Consider the following 24,501-nt stretch of genomic DNA (forward strand, 5'->3'; position numbering starts at 1 on the left):
AGGCAACGTCTTCCACGCGATGCAACCTCACCGCCGCGCCGCATCCTCCGCGCCCTCGCGCAAGGACGCATCCGCCACCTTCTGCGTCGCTACGCTCAAAGCCGAAGCGTCCTTCATCTTCTTGGCGATGGAGCGGATGACGCGTGTCGCCTCTGCCGAGAGCGAACGCGGGCGCGTGAGTGCCGGCATGGCGGGCGTGCTGGCGGATGCGGATGCGACTTCTGCCGAGGGTTGCGGGCGCGCGCCTGTCGGCAGCGGGTTCTGGATGCCGGGAATGGGACGCAGTTCCATGCCCTGATGGGCATAGTCCATCAGCCGCTTGTAGGTCATGGCCGGAAGCGCGCCGCCGGTCATGTTGTTCATCGGCGTGAACTCGTCATTGCCGAACCAGACGGCCGTGGTGTAGTTGCCGGTAAAGCCCACATACCAGGCGTCGCGATAGGCCTGCGAAGTGCCGGTCTTGCCGCCGGAGACGATGCCGTTATCCAGTGCGCCGCGCCGGGCCGTGCCCATGACCGGAATGGTCACCAGCATCTGGTTCATCTTGGAATTGGCGTCTTCGGAAAGCACCCGCTTGGCGGGCGGCTCGTCATGGCTGAAATCGTAGAGAACGTTGCCTTCATAATCCATCACCTGCTCGATGCCGTGGCGGCGTGACTGCATGCCATCGGCCGGGAACACGGCATAGGCCGTGGCCTGGTCAAGAACGGTGACTTCCGAAGTGCCGAGCGGAATGGTTTTGTCGCTGCGCAGCGGCGTGGCCACGCCCATGGCCTTGGCGGTATCAACGATCACCTGCGTGCCGAGCACATCCTTGGCGAGCCGCACAGGCACGGTATTGTAGGATTTGGCGAGCGCCATCTGCAACGTCACCTTGCCGGCATAAGACCGGCCGTAATTCTGCGGCGACCAGCCGCGCCAGGTCACCGGCGCATCGGAAATCAGCGTTTCCGGCTTCATGCCCTTTTCCATGGCGGCCGAGTAGGTATAGACCTTGAAGGAGGAGCCCGGCTGGCGAAGGGCTGCGGTGGCGCGGTTGAACTGGCTTTCGCCATAGTCGCGGCCGCCGACCATGGCGCGCACGCCGCCGCCGTTTTCAATCATTACCATCGCGCCCTGCTTGACGCGGTAACCCTCGCCATATTCGCGCAGCTCCATTTCCATCGCCTGTTCGGCCGCCTGTTGCAGGCCGGTATCGATGGTGGTGCGCACGACGACGGTATGGTCCTTGAACTTGCCTTCGGCAGCCAGCCGCTGCACCTCGTCGAAAGCCCAGTCGAGGAAATAATCCGGCGCCTTCACATCGGCGCGGTCGATGACGGTGGCCGGGTTGCGCCGCGCGCCGATCACCTGGCCCTCGGTCATCAACCCGCTCTGAACCAGGTTGGAAAGCACCGTGTTGGCGCGGGCGCGGGCCGCCGGCAGGTTGACATGCGGCGCATATTTGGCCGGCGCCTTGAACAGGCCGGCCAGAATGGCGGATTCCGAAAGCGTCACGTCGGTCAGGTTCTTGCCGAAATAAAACTGCGCCGCCGCAGCAGCACCAAAGGTGCCGCCGCCCATATAGGCGCGGTCGAGATAAAGGCTGAGGATTTCCTTCTTCGACATGTTGCTCTCAAGCCAGAGCGCGAGGAAGGCTTCCTTGATCTTGCGCTCCAGCGAGCGCTCATTGGTGAGGAACAGGTTCTTGGCGAGCTGCTGCGTCAGCGTCGAGCCGCCCTGCACCACGCCGCCGGCGCGGGCATTTTCGCTCATGGCGCGGGCAAGGCCGATGAAGTCGATGCCGAAATGGTCGAAGAAACGCCGGTCTTCGGTCGCCAGAACCGCCTTGATGAAATGATCCGGCATCTGGTCGATCGGCACGCTGTCTTCATGGATGATGCCGCGATGGCCGATGGTGTTGCCGTAACGGTCGAGGAAGGTGACGGCGAAATCGCCGCGATAACGCCAGTCCTTCTTGGTCTCTTCGAAAGCGGGCATGGCCAGCGCCAGAAGCACGACTGCACCTGCCGTTCCGAAGGTCAGCGCATCACAGGTCAGGTTGACGACAAGTTTCTTCCAGCCGCGCACATGCAGTTTGCGTGAGGCGATGGTGACGTCTTCCCAGAAATCCACCAGCCGTGCCGCAGCCGTCCACAGGCCGGAGTCGATGAAGCTATCGATCCGGAGCAGGATATGCCGCTTTTTGCGGCCGTTTTTATCGTCTTTTTCTTCCTGCACCTGGCGATGTTTTCCTGTTCAACGCAACGCGGCCCGTCGATATGCCTGCCCGAAATTCCTGCTTCAACCCATTCCCGACGCAAAAGCGTGGCATGGTTATGTCGGAATTGCTTGACGTAGTGACTTCTTGCGGGCCAATGACCCTTCAACCGCCGCCAATATGCTAAAATATCGTACAAACCAGCCCTTGGCGATACGATATAAAGGATTAGGGACCGGTTAAACACTCCCGTCCAAGAGATCAAAATGAAACGGAAATGTTAACGATGAATGACGCGCCGTTCTGGAAAACCAAATCGCTCACCGAGATGACCGGCGAGGAATGGGAAAGCCTGTGCGACGGCTGCGGCCTGTGCTGTCTGAACAAGCTGGAAGACTGGGACACCGGCGAAGTGGTGTTCACCTCGGTCCGCTGCGTGCTGCTGGACGGTGAAAGCTGTCGATGCTCCGACTATGAAAACCGCCGCGCCACCGTGCCGGACTGTATCCAGCTTGACCTGAAGAAGGTGCATGAGATCGGCTGGCTGCCGCCCACCTGCGCCTATGCGTTGGTGCGCGACGGCAAGGATTTGTACTGGTGGCACTATCTCGTCTCCGGCGACACGGACACGGTGCATCAGGCCGGCATTTCGGCACGCGGCAGAACCATCAGCGAGGCGGATGTGGATGTTGACGACTTCGAGGATTATGTGGTCGATTGGCCCCTGACAGTGGGTGAGAGGGCAGGCGAAAAGGAACGGACTTGACGGAAGACGTCAATTTTCGTTTTGGTCCTATTCCTGCCCCATCAGTCACCTAGACCGCTCTCACCATTCAGGCAAATGATCCGCAAAATGCGGACGAGGGACATCAAAACGCATGCGCTACCGGCTGCCCGCCATCGTTCTTTCGTGCCTTGCCCTTCCGGGCTTCCTGCCGCTTTCCGCTTCTGCCCAGCAACAGCCGCAGGCGTTTGAATGCACGCTGGTCACCTCCATCGAGACGGGGGCCGTCATCAACCAGCAGGGCGCCTGCGACCAGCGCGTCGCCCCGGCCTCCACCTTCAAGGTGCCGCTGGCGCTGATCGGCTACGATGCCGGCATCCTTCAGGATGAGAAGTCGCCCGCCTGGGACTGGAAACCGGGCACGGAGGCCCGCGCTTCGGACCGCAAGACGGTCGATCCCACCATATGGGAGCAGGATTCGGTGCTGTGGTACTCGCGCGAAGTCACCCGCCGTCTCGGCCCGGAAAAATTCGCCGCTTATGTAAAGCGTCTCGGTTACGGCAATGCCGATGTTTCCGGCGAACCGGGCAAGAATAACGGCCTCACCCATTCCTGGCTCGGTTCGTCGCTGACCATCTCACCGGTGGAACAGGTCGGCTTCATCCGCCGTCTGCTGGCCGGTAACCTGCCTTTTTCCCGTGACGCGCAGGCAAAGACCCGGGCGATCGTGCCCGTCTTTGATGCGCCCGAAAGCTGGGCCGTGCATGGCAAGACCGGCACCGGCTACATGCGTGATGAAAAGGGCAACCCAGATCGCAACCGCCCCTTCGGCTGGTTCGTCGGCTGGGCGGAGCGGGAAGGCCAGCACATCGTCTTCGCAAGGCTGCGCGTTTCCGACAAACCATCCAACGAACCGCTCGGCCCCGCCGTACGCGACGCCTTCCTGCGCGATATTCCGCGGCTGGCGGTGCATCGGTAAAGAACGGCGTCGCCGCGTTACGCTGAACCCGGGAAAGGACATCAGGAAATGTCGAACGCCTCCCGTGATGTCATCGGGCTCTATACCGAACACGGCGCTGATTTCGACAAGGAGCGCGGCCGGTCCCTTGCCGAAAAACCCTGGCTGGACAGGTTCACCTCGCTTTTGCTCGGCGGCGGTTCCATTCTCGATATCGGCTGCGGTTCTGGCGAACCGATTGCCGGCTATTTCATCGCCAATGGCTATGACGTCACGGGCATCGACGCGTCGCTGCCGCTGATCGAACTTTGCCGCAACCGGTTTCCGGAAAATCTGTGGGTGGTCGCAGATATGCGTGAGTTGGCTCTCGGTCGCCGTTTTGACGGTTTGATCGCCTGGCACAGTTTTTTCCACCTGAAGCCTGAAGATCAGCGCCTGATGTTCGGTATTTTCCGCCGGCACGCCAATGACGGTGCGGTCCTGATGTTCACGGCCGGGCCGGGACATGGCGAAGCGATCGGCACGTTTCAGGGCAAGCCGCTTTATCACGCCAGCCTTGCGCGCGATGATTATGAAAGCCTGCTCGCCGCACATGGGTTCCGGCTTCTCGATCACATCGTCAATGATCCGCAATGCGGTGGGGCGACGGTTTATCTCGCCAGACGCGTCGCGGCCTGAAAGGCGAGCCCGCGGTGACCCGACAGCAAAGGTAAACGATGGAAATCCCTGCTTTTATGGCCGGTGCCCGTGCTCACGATTGTGTGTTCAACAAAAAGCTTGCCCATACCTTGACCTTCCCATCATGGGAAGCCCTACATAAGGTCTCGAAAGGGGATTTCCCATGAACGAGACAGTCAGACACGCCCATTCAAATCAGCCGGTTTCCATTCCCGTGGAAGGCATGACCTGCGCGTCGTGCGTGCGGCGCGTGGAAACGGCCGCGGCCAAGGTGCCGGGCGTTGCATCAAGCTCGGTGAACTTCGCGACAAAGAAGCTCACTGTCGAGCCCGCCGAGGGCTTTTCGGCCAAGACGCTCGGCGCCGCCATCAAAAAGGTCGGTTACGATATCGCACCGGACCGGCATGAATTTGCGGTCGAAGGCCTGCGCAGCGATGCGGATGCCGGGCGGTTGAAGGCCGTTCTGGACGCCGTTGCCACCACCGTCGACGTGAAGGTGGACGCTGCGGCCGGAAAGGTCGCGGTGGAAACCATCGGCGGCCGGCGTGAGCGGGATGCGCTGGTGGAAACGGCAAAGCTCGCCGGCTTTGCGTTGACGACACGCAAGCCGCACGATCATTCCGCCCATCAAGGCCACAGCCAGCACCATGGACATCATCAGGGCCACGACCAGATGGCGACGGCTGGCGAAAGTGGCGGCCATGACCATATGCAGCATGCGGGTGAAGAGGGCGCGCTGAAACGCGACCTGACGATTGCCGCCATCCTGACCGCGCCGCTTTTCGTGCTGGAAATGGGCGGCCATCTCTATGAGCCGATGCATCACTGGCTGATGGGCATCATCGATACGCAGAACCTCTATTACATCTATTTCGTGCTGGCGACGGCGGTGATTTTCGGGCCGGGCCTGCGCTTCCTCAAGACCGGCTTTCCGGCCCTGCTGCGTGGCGCGCCGGAAATGAACTCGCTGGTGGCGCTGGGCGTCACGGCGGCCTATCTCTATTCCGTGGTGGCGACCTTCGCGCCAGATCTTCTGCCCGCAGAAGCGCAGTTCGTCTATTATGAGGCGGCCACCGTCATAGTTACGCTGATCCTGACCGGGCGGCTTCTCGAAGCCCGCGCCAGCGGCCGCACGGGAGACGCCATCCGCAAGTTGATGAGCCTGCAGGCAAAGACCGCCCGCGTGGAGCGCGACGGTGCGACCATCGATATTTCCCCTGACGATCTGGTGATGGGCGATATCGTTGTCATCCGCCCCGGCGAAAGGCTGGCGGTGGATGGCGAAGTCATCGAAGGCTCGTCCTATGTCGATGAATCGATGATATCAGGCGAACCCGTGCCGGTGGAAAAGACGGTCGGCGCAGCGGTCGTCGGCGGCACCATCAACAAGACCGGCGCCTTCAAGTTCAAGGCGACCAAGGTGGGTGCCGACACCATGCTGTCGCAGATCATCCGCATGGTGGAGGAGGCTCAAGGGTCCAAGCTGCCGATCCAGCTGCTGGTCGACCGCGTCACCGCGCTCTTCGTACCCGTTGTCATCGCCATTGCGGTGCTGACCTTCATCGTCTGGGCAATCTTTGGTCCTGAGCCTGCCTATACTTTCGCGCTGGTCAATGCGGTCGCGGTGCTCATCATCGCCTGCCCCTGCGCCATGGGTCTTGCCACGCCGACCTCGATCATGGTCGGCACCGGCCGGGCGGCGGAGCTGGGCGTATTGTTCCGCAAGGGACAGGCGCTGCAGGAACTGCGTTCGGCTGAGATCGTCGTGGTTGACAAGACCGGCACTGTCACCAAGGGCCGTCCGGAACTGACCGATCTGGTGGTTGCGGAAGGGTTTGCCGATAATGAAGTGCTGGCGCTGGTCGCCGCCGTCGAAGGCCGCTCGGAACATCCGATTGCCGAAGCCATTGTCCGGGCTGCGGAAGAAAAGAAGGTTGCGACCCCTGCAGGACTCGAACCTGCGACTGTCGAAAACTTCGAAAGCGTGACGGGCTACGGCATCGCCGCCACCGTCAATGGCCGTAGGGTCGAAGTCGGCGCGGATCGTTACATGGCCAAACTCGGTCATTCGGTCGATATCTTCGCTGACGCCGCCGCAAGGCTGGGTGACGAAGGCAAGACGCCGCTTTATGCCGCCATCGACGGCAGGCTGGCGGCTGCGATTGCCGTCGCCGATCCGCTGAAGCCCTCGAGTGTGACCGCCATCCGGGCGCTGCAGGCCATGGGTATCGAAGTGGCGATGGTGACGGGCGACAATGCCCGCACGGCAAACGCAATCGCCCGGCAGGTCGGTATTTCCCGCGTGGTGGCCGAAGTGCTGCCCGAGGGCAAGGTGAAGGCGATCCACGAGATGCGCGAAGGCGGCAAGGTGCTGGCCTTCGTGGGCGACGGCATCAACGATGCGCCGGCGCTGGCCGAGGCCGATATCGGCATCGCCGTCGGCACCGGTACGGATGTCGCCATCGAAAGCGCCGATGTCGTGCTGGTCGGTGGCGATCTTCTCGGCGCAGTCAACGCCATTGAGATGAGCCGGGCGACCATGCGCAACATCAAGGAAAACCTGTTCTGGGCCTTCGGTTACAACGTGGCGCTGATACCGGTTGCGGCGGGCGTGCTTTATCCCGCCTTCGGCATCACGCTGTCGCCGATGATCGGCGCGGGCGCCATGGCGCTCTCCAGCGTCTTCGTTCTTGCCAATGCGCTGCGGTTGAAACGGGCCAAGGTGGCCCATCGGGAGGTGACGTCGTGAATATCGGCCAGGCATCGGAAGCATCGGGCGTCTCCGCCAAGATGATCCGTTATTACGAGCAGATCGGCCTCATCAATCCCGCCGCCCGCACCGGTAATAACTACCGGGTCTATGGCGAGCAGGACGTGCACAATCTGCGCTTCATCAAGCGGGCGCGCACGTTGGGCTTCTCGCTGGAAGAAACCGAGACGTTGCTGAAACTCTGGCAGGACAAGAGCCGCGAGAGTTCCGCGGTGAAGGAGATCGCGCTCGTCCATATCGCCGATCTCGAGCAGAAGATCGCCGAGATGAAGAGCATGGTGAAGACGCTGTCCCATCTCGCCCATTGCTGCGGCGGCGATCACCGGCCCGATTGCCCGATCCTCGATGATCTCGCGGGTTCCGAAAAGAACGAAGGCAAGCCCGCCAGAACCCACTGAACTGCAATGACACCCGGCACGCAAACAGGCGTGCCGGTCAACTGGAGAAAACCATGAGTGCAACCACCTTCCTCATCCCTGACATGACCTGCGGCCATTGCGAAAAGACGTTGCGCGGCGCTCTCACCGAGGTGCTGCCCGACGCGTCTGTCAGCATCGATCTCGCTACCCACAAACTCACAGTGGCGGGCGACGCCGCAGCGGCGGAAGCGGCGATCCGTGATGCCGGTTATTCGCCGGAACGGGTGGGCTGAAAGTCATTGGTGCTGGAATGAATATGGAGGGTGTGCTACTGAGTAGCACACCCTCCATGCAAAAGGAGTGCCGCAATGTCCGTCAAGGCATCCGTATCCATTTCCGATCAGCAGGATAGCTTCGCCCGCAGGCTGGTGGAGGAGGGGCGTTATGCCAGCCTCAGCGCCGTGGTACAGCGCGGGCTGGAACTGCTTCGGCAGGAAACCGAACTGAAGGACGCGGAGCTCGCCGCGCTTCGCGACTTGCTTGTCGAACGCAGGCAGGGCGACTTTGTATCGATCGGGGAGGGCAAGGACAGAACCGCGGCCATGATCGCGGCCAAAAAGGCCGGCTATGGCCTTTAGGGTCCTGCGTTCGACACAGACGGACAAGGACCTCGGCCTCATTCTCGACCATCTCGTCCAGTCCTATCTCGATCTTGGCGATGCTTTGCCGGCCGCATTCACGCGGGCTGCACGACGGGTGGGATCGATTGAGGCGGATATGGACGCTCTTCACAAAGCGCCGTTCCAGGGAACGCTAACACCAGAATTGCTACCCGGCCTTCGCCGGGTAACGAAAAATCAGGCAGTTTTTTATTTCGATGTCGATGAGGGCGAAAAGACCGTGCGTATTCTTGCCGTCTTCTTCGGCGGGCAGGACCATCAGCGCCATATGCTGCAGCGCCTTGCATAAGGCTCTGGCAGCCCCGATTAAACCTCGTCGAAAGCCCCGCCTTCCCGCGAAGGATTGCGGTTGATCACCCGCTCTTCCGCGTCGTCGGGAAGGGCCTCGTCGCTTTCCTGATAGGGATCATCTTCGCTCTCGGCTTCTTCCTCCTCTATTTCCTGTTCGATGGATTGCGGAATTTCTCCCTTGGCGGGAAGGGCGTCGATGTCGACATCGAGCAGATCCTCGTTCATGGCGTCTTCGTTGAGCGGCATGATTTTCTTGCGGTTCATGACGATATCCTTTCTGTCGGTTCTTCAGCAAACGGCCGGCCGCGCGCAGGGTTCCTGTCGCCCGCCAATTCCTTCAAACCAAATTGCGTGAAAAAGCCGTCTTGACCTCAATGGCGCTTGAGGTTCTAGTTTGCCCGCCGTATCGCAAAAATGGAAAGGATACGGCTTTGACGAGTATGGAAATGACGGAGAAAAACGGCTGGGGCGAATTGCTGAGCGGGGCGAACCTCTCGCTTCTGACCGTCATTTCCTCCGGTATCGGCCTGCACGCCTTCAACCAGTTCGCGGTGGTGACGGCCTTGCCCGTCGCCGTCAACGAAATCGGCGGCGCCGCTTATTATAGCTGGGCCTATAGTCTCTACTTCGTTGGTTCCGTGGCCGGCGGTGTCACTGCCGTGCTGTTTTGCGAGCGTTTTGGCGCACGCGCCGTTTTGCTTCTCTGCTGCCTGATCTTTTCCTTCGGCTCGGTCCTCTCGGCAATCGCCGGGGATTTTTTATGGGTCGTCGTCGGCCGGGGATTGCAGGGGCTGGCCGACGGGTTGATCGTGGCGGTGTGCTACAGCCTCATTCCCGCCGGTTTCCGCTCCGGCCTGTTGCCGAAGGTCTTTGCCATCGAGGCGGCGATCTGGGCGGTCGCCTCCTTCATCGGCCCGCTGACCGGTGGTTTCGCCACCGAGCACATGTCCTGGCGCGCCACATTCCTGCTGTCGGCGCCGTTGATCGTGCTTCTGCTGGTCTACACGACCGTCGCCGTCTCAGTCGAGCGGCCGGTGGCGGCGACGCGTAAACCACTCTTGCCGCTGGTTCTGTGCCTTGTTGGCGCCTTGGCTTTTTCCGCGCCTTCCGCCTTCGAGGATGCGAGCCTGCGGGCGATCTGCCTGCTGGCAGGTGCGGCGCTGTTATGGGCCTCGTTGCGGGTGGGCATCCGTCCTTCTTCCGGCCTGTTCCCAAAGGATTCTTTCCGGCTGAAAACCGTGCTGGGCAGCGGTTTCTGGGTACTGTTCCTGATGTCCTATGCCCATGCGCTGGGCAGCGTCTATCTCGCTTATGTCGCCATCAATCTGTGGCACTATGAGCCGACCTTCGCTGGCTTCATCGTGGTGACGATGCCGCTTGCCTGGAGCTTCGTTGCGATGCTGATCGGCAGCCTGCGATCGATCCGCCTGAGAGAAATTTTCCTGCATTATGGTCCCTATCAGATGGTGCCGGGCTGCGCCCTGCTGGGGCTGGGGCTTGCAAGCGGAAACTGGGGTGAAATGCTGCTCGGGCAAATCCTGATCGGGTCTGCCTTTGGCATGTCATGGGCCGGCATCAGCCAGGCCGCCATGGAGGCAGCGCCGGAAGAAGAGCGCAAGATGACCGGTGCATTGCTTCCCACGGTCTCCACGCTGGGGGCGGCGGCCGGCGCGGGGGCGAGCGGCACCGTCGCTGCCGCCACCGATCTCGTTGCGCAGATCGAGCATGCGGATGTGACGATGCCGATGGTCTATCTTTACGGGCTGGGTGCCGCCGTGTCGCTCATTGCGCTCCTGACCGCCCGCGGGCTGCGAAGCGCACGGGGCTGAGCACGGGTTTCCGGACAAGGCGAAGCGTTAAGACTGCGTGGCGGCGATGGTGATCGCCGCCAGATAAACGACGAAGGACATGATCGCGATCGCGCCGATAATGATGATGATGCCCTTGCCGGCGCGTTTTTTCTCGGCCTTGTTTTCATTGGCCTCGGTCGGAAACAGAATGGGGTCGCTGGTATCGCGGATTTTGGTCATGCCGTTTCTCCTTTTTTGCGGGCTGGTCGGCTGTTGCTGGTCTATCAACCGCCATATCCGCCAAAAGGTTCCTCACGGTTTGAGCGCCCAGCTGGTCGCGTGCACCACCGCGCCGGCAGCCGCCTTCAGCAGCGCCGAACGCACGGGTTCGAAACCCTCGATGCGTTTTGTGCCCACATATCGACCGCGATTGGCGAAGACTTCGATGGAACCGTAATCCAGGAAAATGCGGATGCGTGAGGCCCGTGCGCCCTTGGCGATATAATGTGGCGAGGGGCCATCGCGCCCGTCTTCATGGCGGATCCACAGGCCCGTTTCATCGGAAACGAGGCCGAGCGTGACTGTCGGATGCTCGAGCGCCAGTTCGAAAGGAGCGCCGGGGGAGGCAAGCTCGATCAGAATTTCCACCGCGCCGTTGATGAAGGTGACACGCTCACCCGTCGCCAGGCGGGTGCGGTCGAGAATATGGCTGCGCAGGCTTTCCGCAGCGCCGATGGGCGGGGTCAGAAGCTCGCCGTTGACGTAGTGAATCCGGCGCGGCAGCGTCATGGAAGTGGGAAAATCAATTTCCGGATTGGCATCAGCCCAATTGGCCAGCCAGCCGATGCCGATGATGCTGTCGCCATCTAGAAAGGCCTGAAAGGCGTAGTTATCGGTGCCGAAATCCAGTTCCTGACCGGATTCCTTGGTGAAGATCTTGCCGTCGAACCAGCCGACATCGGCCATGGTGAGGTTCTTGCGGCCGGTTTGCGGATCTTCCGAATGCATCAGCCCGTAGATCAGCACCCAGCGGGTGGAGCGGGCATTGGCCGGGCCGTCCAATGGCAGCAGACATGGGCATTCGATAGCTGTCGTCCTGTAGCGTGTTTCCACCCACAGCTTGCCGACATAGGTCCAGCCCGATGCGGCCGTGGGGTCCAGCGTCTCGTAAAGCAGGATGACGCCGCCGCCGTCACTCTGGCTGCCGAGCAGCATTTTCCACAGCCCGTCGGGGCCGCGAAATACGTAAGGATCGCGAAAATCCGGTGTCAGCCCCTGTCCGTCCGGGCGGTGGGCCAGAATGACGTCTGCCTGCCCCGCCATGATGAGATCGGAGGAGGTGGCGGTGAGCTGGATCTGCTGTTCGGGAACGCGGTCCTGCACCTGTTCGGTGAAGAAGACGCGGATGCCTGACCCTTCGACCAGCGGAATGGTGGAGCCGGAATAGGCGCCGCCACGCTTGTCCGGGCGGGTTGTCAGATCCTCCGACGGGAAGAGGAAGATTGGCAGATGCCGCCAGCGCAGGTAGTCCGAAGAAACGGCGTGGCCCCAATGCATCGTGTTCCAGCGCAGCCCATGCGAATAATGCTGATAGAACAGATGCGGCCGGCCTTCAAAACGTCCAAAGCCATTCGGATCGTTCATCCAGCCGAAGGGCGGGCGGAAATGATAACTATCAGGCAGTTCCGGGGCGGCATTGTCAGGCTTGGTATGAACGACGGTGATGCCGGTTTCGAGCACATCGGAAGCAGTGAACCAATAGATGACGGAAACGGCTGTCGTCACCGTATCGTAACTCAATTCCACATGACCACCGCCGAACACCTGATAGATTCGAAAACCGAACTCTTCCGTATTGACGCTTGAAACTTCAGCGAATTTTCCATTCTGGTTGGAGAAGGAGACGGCGCCGGGTTCGGCGGCCTTTTTCGCTTTCAGCCAGACATGGAAGGTGGCGTTGACGGGCAAGTCGGTGTGAATGGTGCGGATGGCGCTTTCCGGTACTTCCGTCACGGTTTCAACGACGCTCATTGCTGTTCCTTTCATTTCGGCATTCTGCGGGTCAAGCATAGGAACGATGATGGCGCTGGAAAGTTCATTGCGCAAAATACAATCAGCGGCGCTATAGGCATAGTGTGACGGGTGGATGTGGCATTTATCGCTCGCATCCTTCGCCTTCCGGCCCCATATAAAGGCAAAAGCAGGGAGTTTACCCGTGATCAGATTCGACAATTCCTATGCCCGCCTGCCGGAACGGTTCAGCGCCGCCGTGCTGCCGACGCCGGTGAAGGCGCCGCGCCTCATCGCCTTCAATCGCCGGCTGGCAGACGAACTCCTTCTGGATGTTTCCGGTCTCGACGACGAAAGGCTGGCGGCGATCTTTTCCGGCAATGTGGTGCCGCAGGGGGCCGAGCCGCTGGCCATGGCCTATGCCGGCCATCAGTTCGGTGGCTTCGTGCCGCAGCTTGGTGATGGCCGCGCCATTCTTCTCGGCGAAGTGATCGACGTGAATGGCAAAAGGCGGGATATCCAGCTGAAGGGCTCCGGCCCTACGCCGTTTTCACGCAGGGGAGACGGGCGTGCCGCCCTCGGACCGGTGCTGCGTGAATATATCGTCTCGGAAGCGATGTATGCGCTTGGCATTCCCGCCACGCGGGCCTTGGCGGCCGTTCTCAGCGGCGAAAGGGTGCAGCGTGAAGTGGGGCTGCCGGGCGGCGTTTTCACCCGCGTCGCGGCAAGCCATATCCGTGTCGGCACCTTCCAGTTCTTCGCCGCGCGGGAGGATGACGAGGCAATCAGGAGCCTCGCCGATTACGTGATCGATCGCCATTACCCCGAGGAAAAAACCGCCGATAATCCTTACCTCGCTTTGTTGCGCGGCATCGCTGAAAGGCAATGCGACCTTATCGCCCGCTGGATGATGGTGGGCTTTATCCATGGCGTGATGAACACCGACAATATGGCAGTTTCTGGCGAGACGATCGATTTCGGCCCCTGCGCCTTCCTCGATGAATACCACCCCAACAAGGTCTTCTCTTCCATTGATGCACAGGGCCGTTACGCCTTCAACAACCAGCCTGGCATCGCCCAATGGAACATCGCCAGGCTGGCGGAATGCCTGTTGCCGCTGCTTGACCCGCAGGTGGAGAAGGCCGCCGAACGCGCCAACGCCGTGCTGGCCGATTTCGCCGCCGCCTTTCCCAAGCGCTGGCTGGCCGGCATGCGCGAAAAACTCGGCCTGACGCTGGGAGAGGAAGGCGACATCGATCTCGTGCAGGCGCTTCTTTCGCTGATGCAGGCATCGGAGGCGGATTACACGCTGACCTTCCGGCGACTTTCCCACGCGGCGAATGGCGATGCCGAACCATTTCGCGGCATGTTCATCGATATTGCCGGGGCGGATGAATTTCTCGCCCGCTGGCGGAAACGCGCCGACCGCGAAGATATTTCCGATGCCGAAAGGTCACGGGCAATGCTATCGGTCAATCCGGCCGTCATCCCGCGCAACCACCGGATCGAGGAACTGATCGAAGCGGCGGTGGAAGAGGATGATTTCGAGCCGTTCCACGCCATGCTGACGGCAATTGCGACGCCCTTCGAGGAACGGCCGGACAATTTTGTCTACATGCAGCCGCCGATGAGCCATGAGCGGGTGTTCAGGACATTTTGCGGGACTTAATGGGTTCGTCATCCTCACGGTCATACCGGATCGAGTCCGGCATGAAGGAGGGAAGGTTGCCTCAGAGAAGATAATGGGCGATATCCTGCCACTGCGGATTGAGGTTCTCTATGAGGTCGATCTTCCATGCCCTTGGCCAGTTCTTGATCGCCTTTTCTCTCGAAATAGCATCCGTCACCAGATCGTGAGTCTCAAACCATACGAGCGTCTTGACGTTGTAGCGTGTTGTGAACCCGGGCGTCAGGTTGTTCTGGTGTTCATATAAACGGTGAGAAAGATCGCCCGTCACGCCAGTATAAAGCGTACCGTTTCTTTTTGAGGCAAGAATATATACGTAACCTTGGCGCATGGAGAGACCATGCGCAACGGTCATTATTTTGGCAAGAGGTCAAATTATTTCCGTCATGCCGGACTTGATCCGGCATCCAGCCGACGCGCGTCTGCGCGGCGAGAGGAGTCTTTTCAGCCCAAGGACTTGGGCTGGCTGGATGCCGGATCAAGTCCGGCATGACGGAAAAAGCTGTTTCCCTTACCCCACCCGGGCCAGCGGCTCATGCGAGCCATAATACCGGCCGAACCGGTTTTCGAGGAATTTCGGCAGAGCCACTTCTTCCTGCCGCACGAAGCCCTTCTGCGGCAGGGCACCTTCGGCCAGCAGGTCGAGAACCGTGCAGATGCCGGCGGCGGTGGTGATCTGGATGGCGCTCATCATCCGGCCGGAAACCGGGCCGGCATAGACCTTGTTGGCATAGGTTTCCTGCAGGAAGCGGCCATTGCGGGTGCCGCAGACGGTGACGAAGACGATGACCACATCCTGCATGGTGCCCGGCAGGGCGTTTTCGAACAGGTCTTTCAGCACGTCGCGGCGGTTGCGCAGGTTGAGGTCGTTCAAAAGCGCCTTCATGATCGCCACATGGCCGGGGTAACGAATGGTGCGGTAATTCATCGTCCGCACCTTGCCTTCCAGCGTGGCGCACAAGGTGCCGAGGCCGCCCGAGGTGTTGAAGGCCTCGTAGGTAACGCCGTCGAGCGAAAACTCTTCGCGCTCTTCCAGCGCCGGAACGGCGGTGAGGCGGCCTTCGACGATGGCTTCGCAGGGCTCGATATATTCGTTGATCAGCCCGTCCGTGCTCCAGGTGAGGTTGTAGTTGAGCGCGTTGGACGGATATTGCGGCAGCGCGCCGACACGCATGCGCACGCTGTCCAGCTTGTCGAAGCGGGCGGCGAGATCGGCGGCGACAATGGAAATGAAGCCGGGCGCGAGGCCGCATTGCGGAATGAGCGCGGTCTCAGCCGTTTCCGCCAAGGCCTTGACCTTGCGGGTGGACTCCACGTCTTCGGTAAGATCGAGATAATGCGTGCCCACAGTGACCGCTGCCTCCGCAATACCCGCCGTCAGGTGAAAGGGAGCGGCGGATAGCACGGCGAATTTGCCCTTCAGCAGTGCTTCCAGCGCCGGGCGATCGGCGATGTCGACGATTTCGGTATCGACCCGCTCATGGTCAGGCACGTTGGCCAGCTGGTCGGCCGAGCGGTCGGCAACCGTGATGCGATAATCGCCCGTGGCGGCCAGCATCCAGGCGATGGCTGAACCGATATTGCCCGCGCCGATGACGACAATGTTTTTCATGTTTTTGTTCCCCGCAGTAAATTCGCATGTCTTTGCGCAACGAATGCGCCTCAAAGACAGAATGCCAGCTTTTATTGACGATTCGCAGCTTCACTATGTGCAGATGGCGGTATATTATTGAACAATTAGACGACAGGATTGATCACTATGACGATCGCCGACAAGGACCGGGCGCTGCTTGCCCTGCTTTCCGAAAATGCCCGCATGCCGGTGGCGGAACTGGCGCGCAAACTCGGCCTTTCCCGCACCACCGTGCAGGCGCGCATCGAGCGGCTGGAGGCCGACGGCGTGATTGCCGGTTATGGCCTCAGGCTTTCGGAAAGCTATCTTTCCGGGCTGGTGCGCGCACATGTGCTGATCACTATCGCACCCAAGGCTCTGCCCGGCGTGACGGCGGCGCTTGCCGCCATCAAGGAGGTGACGACGCTGCATTCGGTGAGCGGCACATTTGACCTGATTGCCATTCTGGCCGCCCCTTCGATCCTCGATCTCGACCGGTTGATCGACCGCATCGGCGCGCTTGACGGGGTGGAGCGCACGCTGTCGTCGATCATTCTGTCGACGCGGATTTCGCGGTAGGGATGTTTTGGGAAGTGTAAGGTACGCAAAACCCACTTCCGTCATGCCGGACTTGATCCGGCATCCAGCAGCAGCGCGTCTGCGCGGCGAATAGAGTCTTTTCAGCCCAAGGACTTGGGCTGGCTGGATACCGGCTCAAGGCCGGTATGACGGCAGCAATGTTCTACAAAACGAAGCGGCAAAGGCGCTTGTCTCTCCCATGCTTTTGTCGCTACGCGAGGGCGAAGGCCATCTAAGCCGCAACCTTCTCATCATAAGCCCGCTGCGCCGCCATCACCGCATCAATATTACCCTCGGCCCAATGGGCGAGCGCCGCCACCGTGTCGGTCAGTGTCCGCCCCAGCGGCGTCAGTGAATATTCGACAGTTACCGGCACGGTCGGAAAGGCCTGCCGGGAAATCAGCCCGTCACGCTCGAGCTTCTTCAGCGTCTGCGATAGGACCTTCTGCGAAATGCCCTTGATCTCGCGTCGCAGCAGGTTGAAGCGCACGGGGTCCCGCCGCAGCTTGTCGAGGATCAGCAGCGCCCATTTGTCGGCAATCCTGTCCAGCACCATGCGGGTGGGGCAGCGGTCTTCATAGACGTCATAGATACGTTCCATGGGTTTGTTCCGTCGTTTCAGGGCCATGCCGGTTTCCGAAAGGAAACCAGATAACCGAAAAGTGCTCTCTTTTCATGATTTCGAAAGCGCAGTACCTGTGTTTTCGAAACATGGTTTCCATTAGATACTAGGGATATTTGAGATGACAGGCAAGATACTCGTAGTCGGTTCCACCGGCACCATTGGCGCGCCGCTGGTCAAGGCACTCGTGGCAAAGGGCGAAAGCGTCAAGGCTGCCTCGCGCAGCGGCAAGGCGGCGGATGGCGCCCAAGGGGTGCGCTTCGATTATACCGACCGGGCGACCTACGCCGATGCATTTGACGGCGTGGATCGGCTGTTCCTGATCCTGGCGGGCGGGCGTCTGGATGCCATCGACGCGCTGACGCCTGTTGTCGAGGAGGCCGCGCGGCGCAAGGTGAAGATCGTGTTCCTCAGCGTCCTTGGCGTCGATGCCGACGATTCCATTCCCTATCGCCAGATCGAACTGAAGATCATCGCTTCCGGTACGCCATACATCATCCTGCGCCCCAACTGGTTTGCCGATAATTTCCACAGCTACTGGAAGGCCGGCATTGAACACGGTGAGATTGCCGTGCCGGCCGGCGAGGGCAAGTCGAGCTTTATCGACGTGCGCGATATCGCCGACAGTGCCGCCGCAGCGCTGACCTCCGACGCCTTTAATGGCAAGGCTTTCAACCTGACCGGGCCGAAGGCCTTCGGTTACGGCGAGGCCGCCGCAGTGATTTCGCAGGCGATCGGCAAGCCGGTTTCTTATGCTGCCGTTTCGGACGAGGTCTTCATCGGCATCCTCACCGGTGCGGGTGTGCCGAAGGATTACGCCTCTTTCCTCGCCTCGATCTTTTATCCCGTGCGCGAAGGCTGGACAGCGGTGGTGACCGGTGATGTCGAGACCCTGACCGGCCACGCACCGCGTTCGCTGGAAACCTATGTGGCCGACCATTTGGATATGCTGAAGGGCTGATGCCGGCAAACAACACGCCCGTCGCGCTCACGCCGGATCGGTGGAGCCGCGGCGGGCCTTGAAGAACATTTTCAGCCGCTGGATCTCCTCGGCGTTCCAGCCCTGCGGCTCCGTCACCTCGGTCCATGCATCGATATAATGTTCCGGCGCATAGACATGGCCGTAACCGATCGGCGCGGTGGTGGCGGCGGCGACATCGAGACCGAGCTGCAGCAGCGTCACCACCGGGAACCAGCGGAAGGACGTGGAAACATCCGGCCCGTGATGTGCCATCCACTCTGGACGCCGGTAGAGCGAAGCGGTTTCGAAGAAGGTGATCGGGTCGCTCGCATATTGCAGATAGACGATCCGCATCGGCCCCCAGGTCGCATCGGGCATATGGGCGGTGGTATATTGGTTGGCAAAACGGATGACGGAGGAATCGCGGAAACGCGGCAGCCATTCCGGCGTGCCCGCAACCCGGCCATTGGTGGCCATGCGCCATGTGGGGCTGGAAAAGGGCGGGCCGCTCCACAGCGCGCCCTGGAACGGATCGGAGAGCACATCGTAGAGATCGGAGGATTTCTGCGAATTGAGCGAACCGAGGCTCAAGCCATGCAGGTAAAGCTTCGGCCGCGTCTCTTTCGGCAAGGTCGTCCAGTAGCCGTAGACCGCCTGGAACAGTGCGCGCGCCGTTTCCACGCCGTAATCCGGTTCGGTCAGAAGCGCTATCCAGCTGGACAGATAGGAATATTGCACAGCCACGCTCGCGACATTGCCATCATGCAGATATTCGACCGTATCGAGCGCTTCCGGATCGATCCAGCCGGTGCCGGTGGGAATGACCACCAGCAGGACCTTGCGCTCGAAACCGCCGACCCGCTTCAGTTCCTCCAGCGCAAGGGCGGCGCGCTCTTCGGGGGTCGAGGCCGAATTCAGCCCCGCATAGACCCTCAGCGGTTCGCTGGCCGGACGATGGGTGAAGGCGGTGATTTCCTGCGCCTTCGGCCCGCCGGCCACGAATTCGCGCCCACGACGGCCAAGCGATTCCCATGTCATCAGCGAAGCGCTGCTGCCGGTTTTAAGCGCGTCGGAAGGCCGCGGCACGTCAGGCTCGATTAGCGAATCCACCTGTTTCAGCGAGGAATCGGCAAATTTCAGGCCGATATCGAAGATCAGGCCATTGAGCAGCATCCATGACAGCACGATGGCGGCAGCGATGCCAAGCACATTGGCCAGCCGGCGCGGCAGGAAATGACGGCTGCGCGCGGCAAAGAACCGGCGGATTAGCTGGAAAAGCCGACCGGCGCCAATCAGGATGGCGGCGACCAGTACAGCGATACCGCCGGTCTTGGTGGGATGGGCGCTGGGCAGCGGGTCGAGTTCCATCAGGACGCGGATGGAATTCTGCCAGTCCTTCGCCTGCCACAAAAACGCAATGGCCGTGATGGCGGCGGCAAGCGCGATAAGAAAACGAATGCCTCGCGCGTTGTGTCGCGAGGGTTCAGGCAGTTCCAGATAGGCCCAGACGGCGTGCATGGCGACACCGATCAAATAACCGATGGCAAAGGAAAACCCGCAGAGAACCCCCTGCATCAGCCATGTGCGCGGCAAAAGCGACGGTGTGAGTGAAGCGCAGAACAGGACCGTGCCGAAGACGATGCCGGTTGCCGAAAGACCCGCAAACAGCCGCCCAACCCATTGTTTCACCAACTTGACCTGTTCCTTCTGCTCACTGCCTGGCGCGGAGTGTAATATGCGGCGGGCGAGGGTGCAAATCCTGTTGGCAGGATAAAAATCACCAAAATAGGAAAATAATCCTTTACACCGTGACGGTGGTTTGATAGTGTTTGGCTACGGTCGGAGATTTGCGGCTGACGGCAGAGGCCGGTTCGAAGGGTTGCGTTCGGGTTTGATGACGAGCCTCTTTGCATATTCGGCGTCATCCTTGGGCTTGTCCCAAGGATCTAAACACGTAAATAAAATCAAGACGTTGCAGATCCTCGGGACAGGCCCGAGGATGACGTCGGAGTGTTGGGCGTGGTATTCGCCCAGTGTAGCCTCTTCGCAAGCACTATTATTGATCCGGCAGGCCGATCCCATGACGAATTCTGACACTTGCGACCCGGTGCTTTACAGCGCGTGGCCGGAGCGGCCTGCCTATGTCGGTGACGACATGCCGGATACCGCGCCTGAGACAAAGTCGCGGGCCGACAAGCTGGCTGCCGAGGATGCGGCGCGTAACGGCGAGCTAAGGCAGATGCTGAACGAGATGACGGAAGAGATGCGTGATCAGTTTCATCTGTATCGCACCCTGCGGCAGGCGAGCGAGGCGGCCCTGTTGGGGGCTGCGGATGACGCTCCCGGCAAACAGGCCCGCGCCGACGTGAAGGCCGCGACGGATCAGCTTTCGCTGATCGTGCGCACGCTGGAGCGCATCGACGCCCTGCAACGGGTGCTGGCGGAAGAGAGGGAAGCGCTTGCCTCCGGGGACGAAACGGGTGTCGAGGACTATGAAGCCGCAGTGGCGCATTTCCTCAAACGCATCGACGAACTGGCTGAACAGAAATGCCGTGCGAGGCTGGAGGCCGGTGTCGCCGCCGGCGCATTGGCGGAGGCTGATACATGAAGCAGCCTTCATCCGATCCCCGCCCGCAGGAGCAGGTCTTTGCCTTTTTGCGCGACTGGCGTTTCATCGGTAACCTGCCGCAGCAGCCGCCGGAGGGCGACTGGCGGACATGGCTTTTGATCGGCGGGCGCGGTTCCGGCAAGACGCGAGCCGGTGCCGAGTGGGTGCACGGCATTGCTTCCGCCGGCAAACAATCGGATTTGCGCATTGCGCTGGTTGCGGAAACGCTGGGTGACGCCCGCGAGGTGATGATCGACGGCATTTCCGGTATCTGCCGTATCGCCCGTCGCCGCCGTCCCGCTTTCGAGGTGTCGCGCCGCAGGCTCCTGTGGCCGAACGGTGCGATGGCGCAGGTGTTCTCCTCGGAAGACCCCGAAAGCCTGCGCGGCCCGCAATTCCACATGGCCTGGGCGGATGAGCTGGGAAAATGGAAATATCCGCAGGAAACCTGGGACATGCTGCAATTCGGCCTGCGTCTAGGCGATGCGCCCCGGCAACTGGTGACGACGACGCCACGGCCTATTCCTCTGTTGAAGGCGCTGCTGGCCGATCCTTCGACCCGGGTTGCGCGGATGCCGACCGCCATGAATGCGCAGAACCTGTCTCCCGGTTTCCTGCAGGTCATGCAGGACCGTTACGGCGGCACACGGCTGGGACGTCAGGAAATCGGCGGTGAACTGATCGACGAGCGCGAAGGCGCGCTGTGGAAACGTACCGATCTGGACGCGATTATCGAGGCGGCGCATGAGCCGCTTTCGCGGATCGTGGTGGCGGTCGATCCGCCTGCTGGTGCGGGTGAAAACTCCTGCTGCGGCATCGTCGTTACGGGGCTTGGCATATCAGGCAAACTGGTGGTGCTTGCGGATTGTTCGGTGGAAGGCGAAACGCCGGCTGGCTGGGCGCGCGCCGTGGTCGCCGCCTTCCGCCGCCACGAGGCCGACCGGGTGGTGGCCGAGGTCAATCAGGGTGGAGAAATGGTCCGTGCGATGCTGCAGAGCGTCGACGCGAACCTGCCTCTGACTTTGGTGCGGGCCAGCCGAGGAAAATTCACCCGAGCCGAGCCGGTAGCCGCCCTTTATGAGCAGGGCAGGGTGCGCCACGCTGCTCGGTTCGAGAAGCTGGAAGACCAGATGACGGATTTCGGGCCGGATGGCCTGTCATCCGGTCGTTCGCCCGACAGGCTGGATGCACTCGTCTGGGCGATAACGGCGCTGACGACGATGGTGGTGAATGAGCCGAGGGTGCGGGGGATGTGAGGTGGGATGTTGGCCTACGTTCCGGCGTCACGGGTATGATGGGCAAATGGGCGCGTCTTTCGTTCTTCTCCCCGTCGGGGAGAAGGTCGCGGCAGCGGGATGAGGGGGCTACGGTAGAGATATTCGGAGAGGTTACCCCTCATCTGACCCTTCGGGCCATCTTCTCCCCGGCGGGGAGAAGAAAAACGACGCACCGTCAACTCGGGCGCCTAACAAGTCTTATTTCTTCGGAGATTGCGCCGGTTTCGGCTGCGAGCCGGTTTCGCGCATCTGGCGCCACTCGTTTTCGAGACGGTCATAAACGGTCTGGGGGATTGTCGCTGTCATGGTGGCATTCCTCCTTGAATTGTTAACGCTGCTGGATTGCGCGGTGAATGGAGTTAGCGCGCCAAGGTTCCGGAATTCAAGGAATTTTTTACCCCAAAACCGCGGCCTGCGGATTAAAATCGATTAAGGTTTTTTCAAATCGATTTAGTCCTGACGGCCGTCATGTGGAAAAACCGGGTGTCATATCGCCCATCATTTTCAGGAGCCGGCTATGGCCTATGACGAGGCGCGATTCTTCGCGTCGGTGCGGGTTTCGATCTTTGGTGGCCGCCTGCGTGCCGCGCAACTTGCCGGGACCAGGACGATACTTGCCGGATGCGGAAAGGCCCTGCCGCAAGGCGATCGCCGGCAGCTTCACCGGCCGCTTCACCGACCGCCGACTTGCCGATTTCTTCGGCGCGCAGCGGGAGGACTGGGAGGGCGTACGCGCCATCATCAATGGCAGCGACCGGGCGCGGCTTGGGGCTGGCCACGCACGCGCATTTCATCGCGCCCTTGTCGCGGCGCGGATTGAACCGGCGCGGGTCAGGTGATAACCCCTTATGCGCGCCGAGAAGGCCGCCTTCGAATTCTGCATGACAGGTGACACCGTGATCCGCCATATCGTTTTTTTCACCGTTCCCGAGGAAAACCGCGACGCCGTGCGCAAGGGGCTTTCCGGCCTCACCGCGATCCCGCATGCGCTGACGCTGGAAATCGGCGAGAACGTGAAGAAGGACCAATGGGGCAACTCGGTCGATTTCATCGTTTACGGCGAGTTTGAAAACGAGGCGGCGCTGGCGGCCTACAAGGCCGACCCCGCCTATGATCTTTCGACCCGCACGGTGAAGCCGCTACGCGAAACCCGTGTCGCCGCTGATTTCAATAGCAACACTGCGGTGAAGGCGCCGATCCGGTAAACGTCCCCTTTCGCGGAAGTCGGCGCGAGATATTGCCGCTGTGCGGACAGGGTGCCTCACGCGCGACGTCATCCTTGGGCTTGTCCCAAGGATCTGATCACGTCCAATAAAATCGAGACGTTGCAGATGCTCGGGACAGGCCCGAGCATGACGAAAGAGCTTTCAGGACGCCGTCAGAAATTTCAGGGTCTACCCCGTCGGTGAAAACCCCACACGGGCGCCGCCGCAGGCCACGCCGCCGCACGCCATCAAAACAAGGACAATTCCATGCGATTTCCCTTTTCCCTGCCGTGGCTGCGCCCGGCGGATGGCAGAGCCGTGCCCGAAAGCAAAATGACGGCGGGCGGCTTCATGGCGGTGGCGGTGCAGGGCGGACAGGCCTTCTGGTCGGGCCGTTCCTATGCCGCGCTTGCCCGCGAAGGCTTCATGAAGAATCCCGTGGCGCACCGGGCCGCCCGCATGGTGGCAGAAGCGGCTGCATCGGTGAACTGGCTGCTTTATGATGGCGGCGAGGAAATCGCCGATCATCCGTTGCTGGCGCTCTTGACAAAGCCGGCCGTCCATATGGGCGGGCCGGATTTTTTCGAGGCGCTTTATGGCCACCTGATGCTGGCGGGAAACGCCTATGTCGAACCGCTGACGGTCGGCGGGCGTTTGCGGGAATTGCATCTGCTGCGGCCGGATCGGGTCAGTATCGTCGAGGGAGCGGATGGCTGGCCGGTGGCTTATGATTATCGCGCCGAAGGTCGCGCGTCACGGCGCATCGCCGCCGAGCGCGACGGGCTGGGCCTGCTGCATCTGAAACTTTTCCATCCGCTGGATGACCGGGCGGGTTTTGCGCCGCTGGCCTCCGCAGGCGCCGCGCTTGATCTGCACAATGCCGCAAGTCAGTGGAACAAGCGCCTGCTGGACAATTCCGCCCGGCCTTCGGGCGCGCTGGTCTATCAGCCGAAGGAAGGCGGCAATCTGTCCACCGAGCAATATGAACGGCTGAAACGCGAACTGGAAGAAGGGTATCAGGGTGCGATGAATGCCGGCCGGCCGCTGCTTCTGGAAGGCGGGCTGGACTGGAAGGCCATGGGCCTTTCACCGCGTGACATGGATTTTCTGGAAGCGCGCAACGGAGCTGCCCGCGATATCGCGCTGGCGCTTGGCGTGCCGCCGATGCTGATCGGCATTCCCGGCGACAACACCTATGCCAATTACCAGGAGGCGAACCGCGCCTTTTATCGCCTCACCGTACTGCCGCTCGTCAACCGCACGGCGGCAAGGCTGTGCGGCTGGCTCACGCCGGTCTTCGGCGCGGGGCTGCGTCTGGAACCGGACCTCGACAAGATCGCCGGGCTTGCCGGCGAGCGGGATGCGCTCTGGAGCCGCATCGGTACGGCCTCGTTTCTGAGCGACGAGGAAAAACGCGAAGCCGTCGGTTACTGAGCGGGGAAACCGCGCTCTCGCATCCGTCTGTTTCTGCTGAACCATTTTCTGAAGTG

At 61.1% G+C, this 24,501-nt stretch carries 25 protein-coding genes and 1 pseudogene; 18 read left to right on the top strand and 8 right to left on the bottom strand.

From position 1 onward, the window contains the following. Positions 1-27: 27 nt before the first annotated feature. Positions 28-2,220 (bottom strand): transglycosylase domain-containing protein, encoded by a 2,193-nt coding sequence (locus AKG12_RS02890; RefSeq protein ID WP_052817585.1) that lies wholly within the window; start codon positions 2,218-2,220, stop codon positions 28-30. A 266-nt stretch (positions 2,221-2,486) separates the two neighbouring features. Between AKG12_RS02890 and AKG12_RS02895 the strand changes: the two genes are divergently transcribed. The 8 genes from AKG12_RS02895 (at position 2,487) to AKG12_RS02930 (ending at position 8,658) form a co-directional block, all read left to right on the top strand. Further along, the gene (locus AKG12_RS02895) at positions 2,487-2,966 is read left to right on the top strand and encodes a YcgN family cysteine cluster protein (RefSeq protein WP_046798640.1); all 480 of its coding nucleotides are present in this window, start codon (positions 2,487-2,489) and stop codon (positions 2,964-2,966) included. Between the two features lie 112 nt (positions 2,967-3,078). Further along, a complete protein-coding gene (gene blaOXA, locus AKG12_RS02900; RefSeq protein ID WP_046798641.1) occupies positions 3,079-3,903 on the top strand; it encodes a class D beta-lactamase in 825 nt (274 codons plus the stop codon). 48 nt (positions 3,904-3,951) lie between these two features. After that, entirely contained in the window at positions 3,952-4,560 is a 609-nt protein-coding gene (locus AKG12_RS02905) for a class I SAM-dependent DNA methyltransferase (RefSeq protein WP_052817587.1), read from the top strand. Positions 4,561-4,723: 163 nt separating this feature from the next. After that, positions 4,724-7,309, top strand: coding sequence for a heavy metal translocating P-type ATPase (locus tag AKG12_RS02910; RefSeq protein WP_052817589.1), 2,586 nt, complete (start codon positions 4,724-4,726; stop codon positions 7,307-7,309). Then, positions 7,306-7,728 carry a Cu(I)-responsive transcriptional regulator gene (cueR, locus tag AKG12_RS02915; protein ID WP_052817590.1) on the top strand — a complete coding sequence of 141 codons (423 nt, stop codon included), beginning with the start codon at positions 7,306-7,308 and terminating at the stop codon, positions 7,726-7,728. Before AKG12_RS02910 ends, cueR begins: the two co-directional genes overlap by 4 nt. A gap of 53 nt (positions 7,729-7,781) precedes the next feature. Continuing rightward, positions 7,782-7,982, top strand: a complete 201-nt coding sequence (locus AKG12_RS02920) for a heavy-metal-associated domain-containing protein (protein ID WP_052817593.1) — start codon at positions 7,782-7,784, stop codon at positions 7,980-7,982. A 75-nt stretch (positions 7,983-8,057) separates the two neighbouring features. Further along, positions 8,058-8,327 (top strand): ribbon-helix-helix domain-containing protein, encoded by a 270-nt coding sequence (locus AKG12_RS02925; protein ID WP_052817595.1) that lies wholly within the window; start codon positions 8,058-8,060, stop codon positions 8,325-8,327. Further along, positions 8,317-8,658: a type II toxin-antitoxin system RelE/ParE family toxin gene (locus tag AKG12_RS02930; protein WP_052817596.1), complete on the top strand. Its 342-nt coding sequence runs from the start codon at positions 8,317-8,319 to the stop codon at positions 8,656-8,658. The genes AKG12_RS02925 and AKG12_RS02930 overlap by 11 nt, the downstream gene beginning before the upstream one ends. A 17-nt stretch (positions 8,659-8,675) precedes the next feature. On the opposite strand, the gene AKG12_RS02935 is transcribed toward AKG12_RS02930, so the two are convergent. Then, a complete protein-coding gene (locus tag AKG12_RS02935; RefSeq protein WP_046798648.1) occupies positions 8,676-8,924 on the bottom strand; it encodes a hypothetical protein in 249 nt (82 codons plus the stop codon). Positions 8,925-9,100: 176 nt separating this feature from the next. On the opposite strand from AKG12_RS02935, the gene AKG12_RS02940 reads away from it, so the two are divergent. After that, positions 9,101-10,489, top strand: coding sequence for an MFS transporter (locus tag AKG12_RS02940; protein ID WP_197283296.1), 1,389 nt, complete (start codon positions 9,101-9,103; stop codon positions 10,487-10,489). A gap of 27 nt (positions 10,490-10,516) precedes the next feature. On the opposite strand, the gene AKG12_RS02945 is transcribed toward AKG12_RS02940, so the two are convergent. Both AKG12_RS02945 and AKG12_RS02950 read right to left on the bottom strand, forming a co-directional pair. After that, complete coding sequence (locus AKG12_RS02945; RefSeq protein WP_020009686.1) at positions 10,517-10,690, bottom strand: hypothetical protein; 174 nt, start codon at positions 10,688-10,690, stop codon at positions 10,517-10,519. A 72-nt stretch (positions 10,691-10,762) separates the two neighbouring features. Continuing rightward, on the bottom strand, positions 10,763-12,481 hold the full coding sequence (locus AKG12_RS02950) for a glycoside hydrolase family 32 protein (protein ID WP_052817892.1): 1,719 nt from the start codon (positions 12,479-12,481) through the stop codon (positions 10,763-10,765). Positions 12,482-12,668: 187 nt separating this feature from the next. Here AKG12_RS02950 and AKG12_RS02955 point away from each other — a divergent pair, with 187 nt between their 5' ends. Next, complete coding sequence (locus tag AKG12_RS02955) at positions 12,669-14,129, top strand: protein adenylyltransferase SelO (RefSeq protein ID WP_052817894.1); 1,461 nt, start codon at positions 12,669-12,671, stop codon at positions 14,127-14,129. Positions 14,130-14,190: 61 nt separating this feature from the next. Here the strand turns inward: AKG12_RS02955 and AKG12_RS02960 are convergent, their stop codons facing one another. Both AKG12_RS02960 and AKG12_RS02965 read right to left on the bottom strand, forming a co-directional pair. Further along, entirely contained in the window at positions 14,191-14,502 is a 312-nt protein-coding gene (locus tag AKG12_RS02960; protein WP_082178666.1) for a GIY-YIG nuclease family protein, read from the bottom strand. Between the two features lie 156 nt (positions 14,503-14,658). Then, positions 14,659-15,759: a saccharopine dehydrogenase family protein gene (locus AKG12_RS02965; protein WP_046798649.1), complete on the bottom strand. Its 1,101-nt coding sequence runs from the start codon at positions 15,757-15,759 to the stop codon at positions 14,659-14,661. Positions 15,760-15,906: 147 nt separating this feature from the next. Here AKG12_RS02965 and AKG12_RS02970 point away from each other — a divergent pair, with 147 nt between their 5' ends. Further along, complete coding sequence (locus tag AKG12_RS02970) at positions 15,907-16,338, top strand: Lrp/AsnC family transcriptional regulator (protein ID WP_052817598.1); 432 nt, start codon at positions 15,907-15,909, stop codon at positions 16,336-16,338. A 232-nt stretch (positions 16,339-16,570) separates the two neighbouring features. Here the strand turns inward: AKG12_RS02970 and AKG12_RS02975 are convergent, their stop codons facing one another. After that, positions 16,571-16,939 (bottom strand): winged helix-turn-helix transcriptional regulator, encoded by a 369-nt coding sequence (locus AKG12_RS02975; protein ID WP_052817898.1) that lies wholly within the window; start codon positions 16,937-16,939, stop codon positions 16,571-16,573. A gap of 142 nt (positions 16,940-17,081) precedes the next feature. On the opposite strand from AKG12_RS02975, the gene AKG12_RS02980 reads away from it, so the two are divergent. Then, positions 17,082-17,921 (top strand): SDR family oxidoreductase, encoded by an 840-nt coding sequence (locus AKG12_RS02980; protein WP_052817600.1) that lies wholly within the window; start codon positions 17,082-17,084, stop codon positions 17,919-17,921. Positions 17,922-17,948: 27 nt separating this feature from the next. Here the strand turns inward: AKG12_RS02980 and AKG12_RS02985 are convergent, their stop codons facing one another. Beyond that, the gene (locus AKG12_RS02985) at positions 17,949-19,589 is read right to left on the bottom strand and encodes an alpha/beta hydrolase (RefSeq protein WP_052817908.1); all 1,641 of its coding nucleotides are present in this window, start codon (positions 19,587-19,589) and stop codon (positions 17,949-17,951) included. Positions 19,590-19,654: 65 nt separating this feature from the next. On the opposite strand from AKG12_RS02985, the gene AKG12_RS31265 reads away from it, so the two are divergent. The 6 genes and pseudogenes from AKG12_RS31265 (at position 19,655) to AKG12_RS03010 (ending at position 24,445) form a co-directional block, all read left to right on the top strand. Beyond that, entirely contained in the window at positions 19,655-19,744 is a 90-nt protein-coding gene (locus AKG12_RS31265; RefSeq protein ID WP_502688803.1) for a hypothetical protein, read from the top strand. A 257-nt stretch (positions 19,745-20,001) separates the two neighbouring features. Beyond that, positions 20,002-20,529 carry a hypothetical protein gene (locus AKG12_RS02990; protein ID WP_052817910.1) on the top strand — a complete coding sequence of 176 codons (528 nt, stop codon included), beginning with the start codon at positions 20,002-20,004 and terminating at the stop codon, positions 20,527-20,529. Continuing rightward, positions 20,526-21,785 carry a DNA-packaging protein gene (locus tag AKG12_RS02995; RefSeq protein WP_052817602.1) on the top strand — a complete coding sequence of 420 codons (1,260 nt, stop codon included), beginning with the start codon at positions 20,526-20,528 and terminating at the stop codon, positions 21,783-21,785. The genes AKG12_RS02990 and AKG12_RS02995 overlap by 4 nt, the downstream gene beginning before the upstream one ends. A gap of 538 nt (positions 21,786-22,323) precedes the next feature. Beyond that, positions 22,324-22,645, top strand: a pseudogene (locus tag AKG12_RS03000) (hypothetical protein). Positions 22,646-22,702: 57 nt separating this feature from the next. After that, complete coding sequence (locus AKG12_RS03005; protein ID WP_052817911.1) at positions 22,703-23,011, top strand: Dabb family protein; 309 nt, start codon at positions 22,703-22,705, stop codon at positions 23,009-23,011. A gap of 267 nt (positions 23,012-23,278) precedes the next feature. Further along, complete coding sequence (locus tag AKG12_RS03010) at positions 23,279-24,445, top strand: phage portal protein (RefSeq protein WP_052817605.1); 1,167 nt, start codon at positions 23,279-23,281, stop codon at positions 24,443-24,445. Positions 24,446-24,501 lie beyond the last annotated feature (56 nt).

The organism is Agrobacterium sp. SUL3 (assembly GCF_001263295.1).
In the GTDB taxonomy this organism is placed as follows: Bacteria; Pseudomonadota; Alphaproteobacteria; order Rhizobiales; family Rhizobiaceae; genus Agrobacterium; species Agrobacterium tomkonis.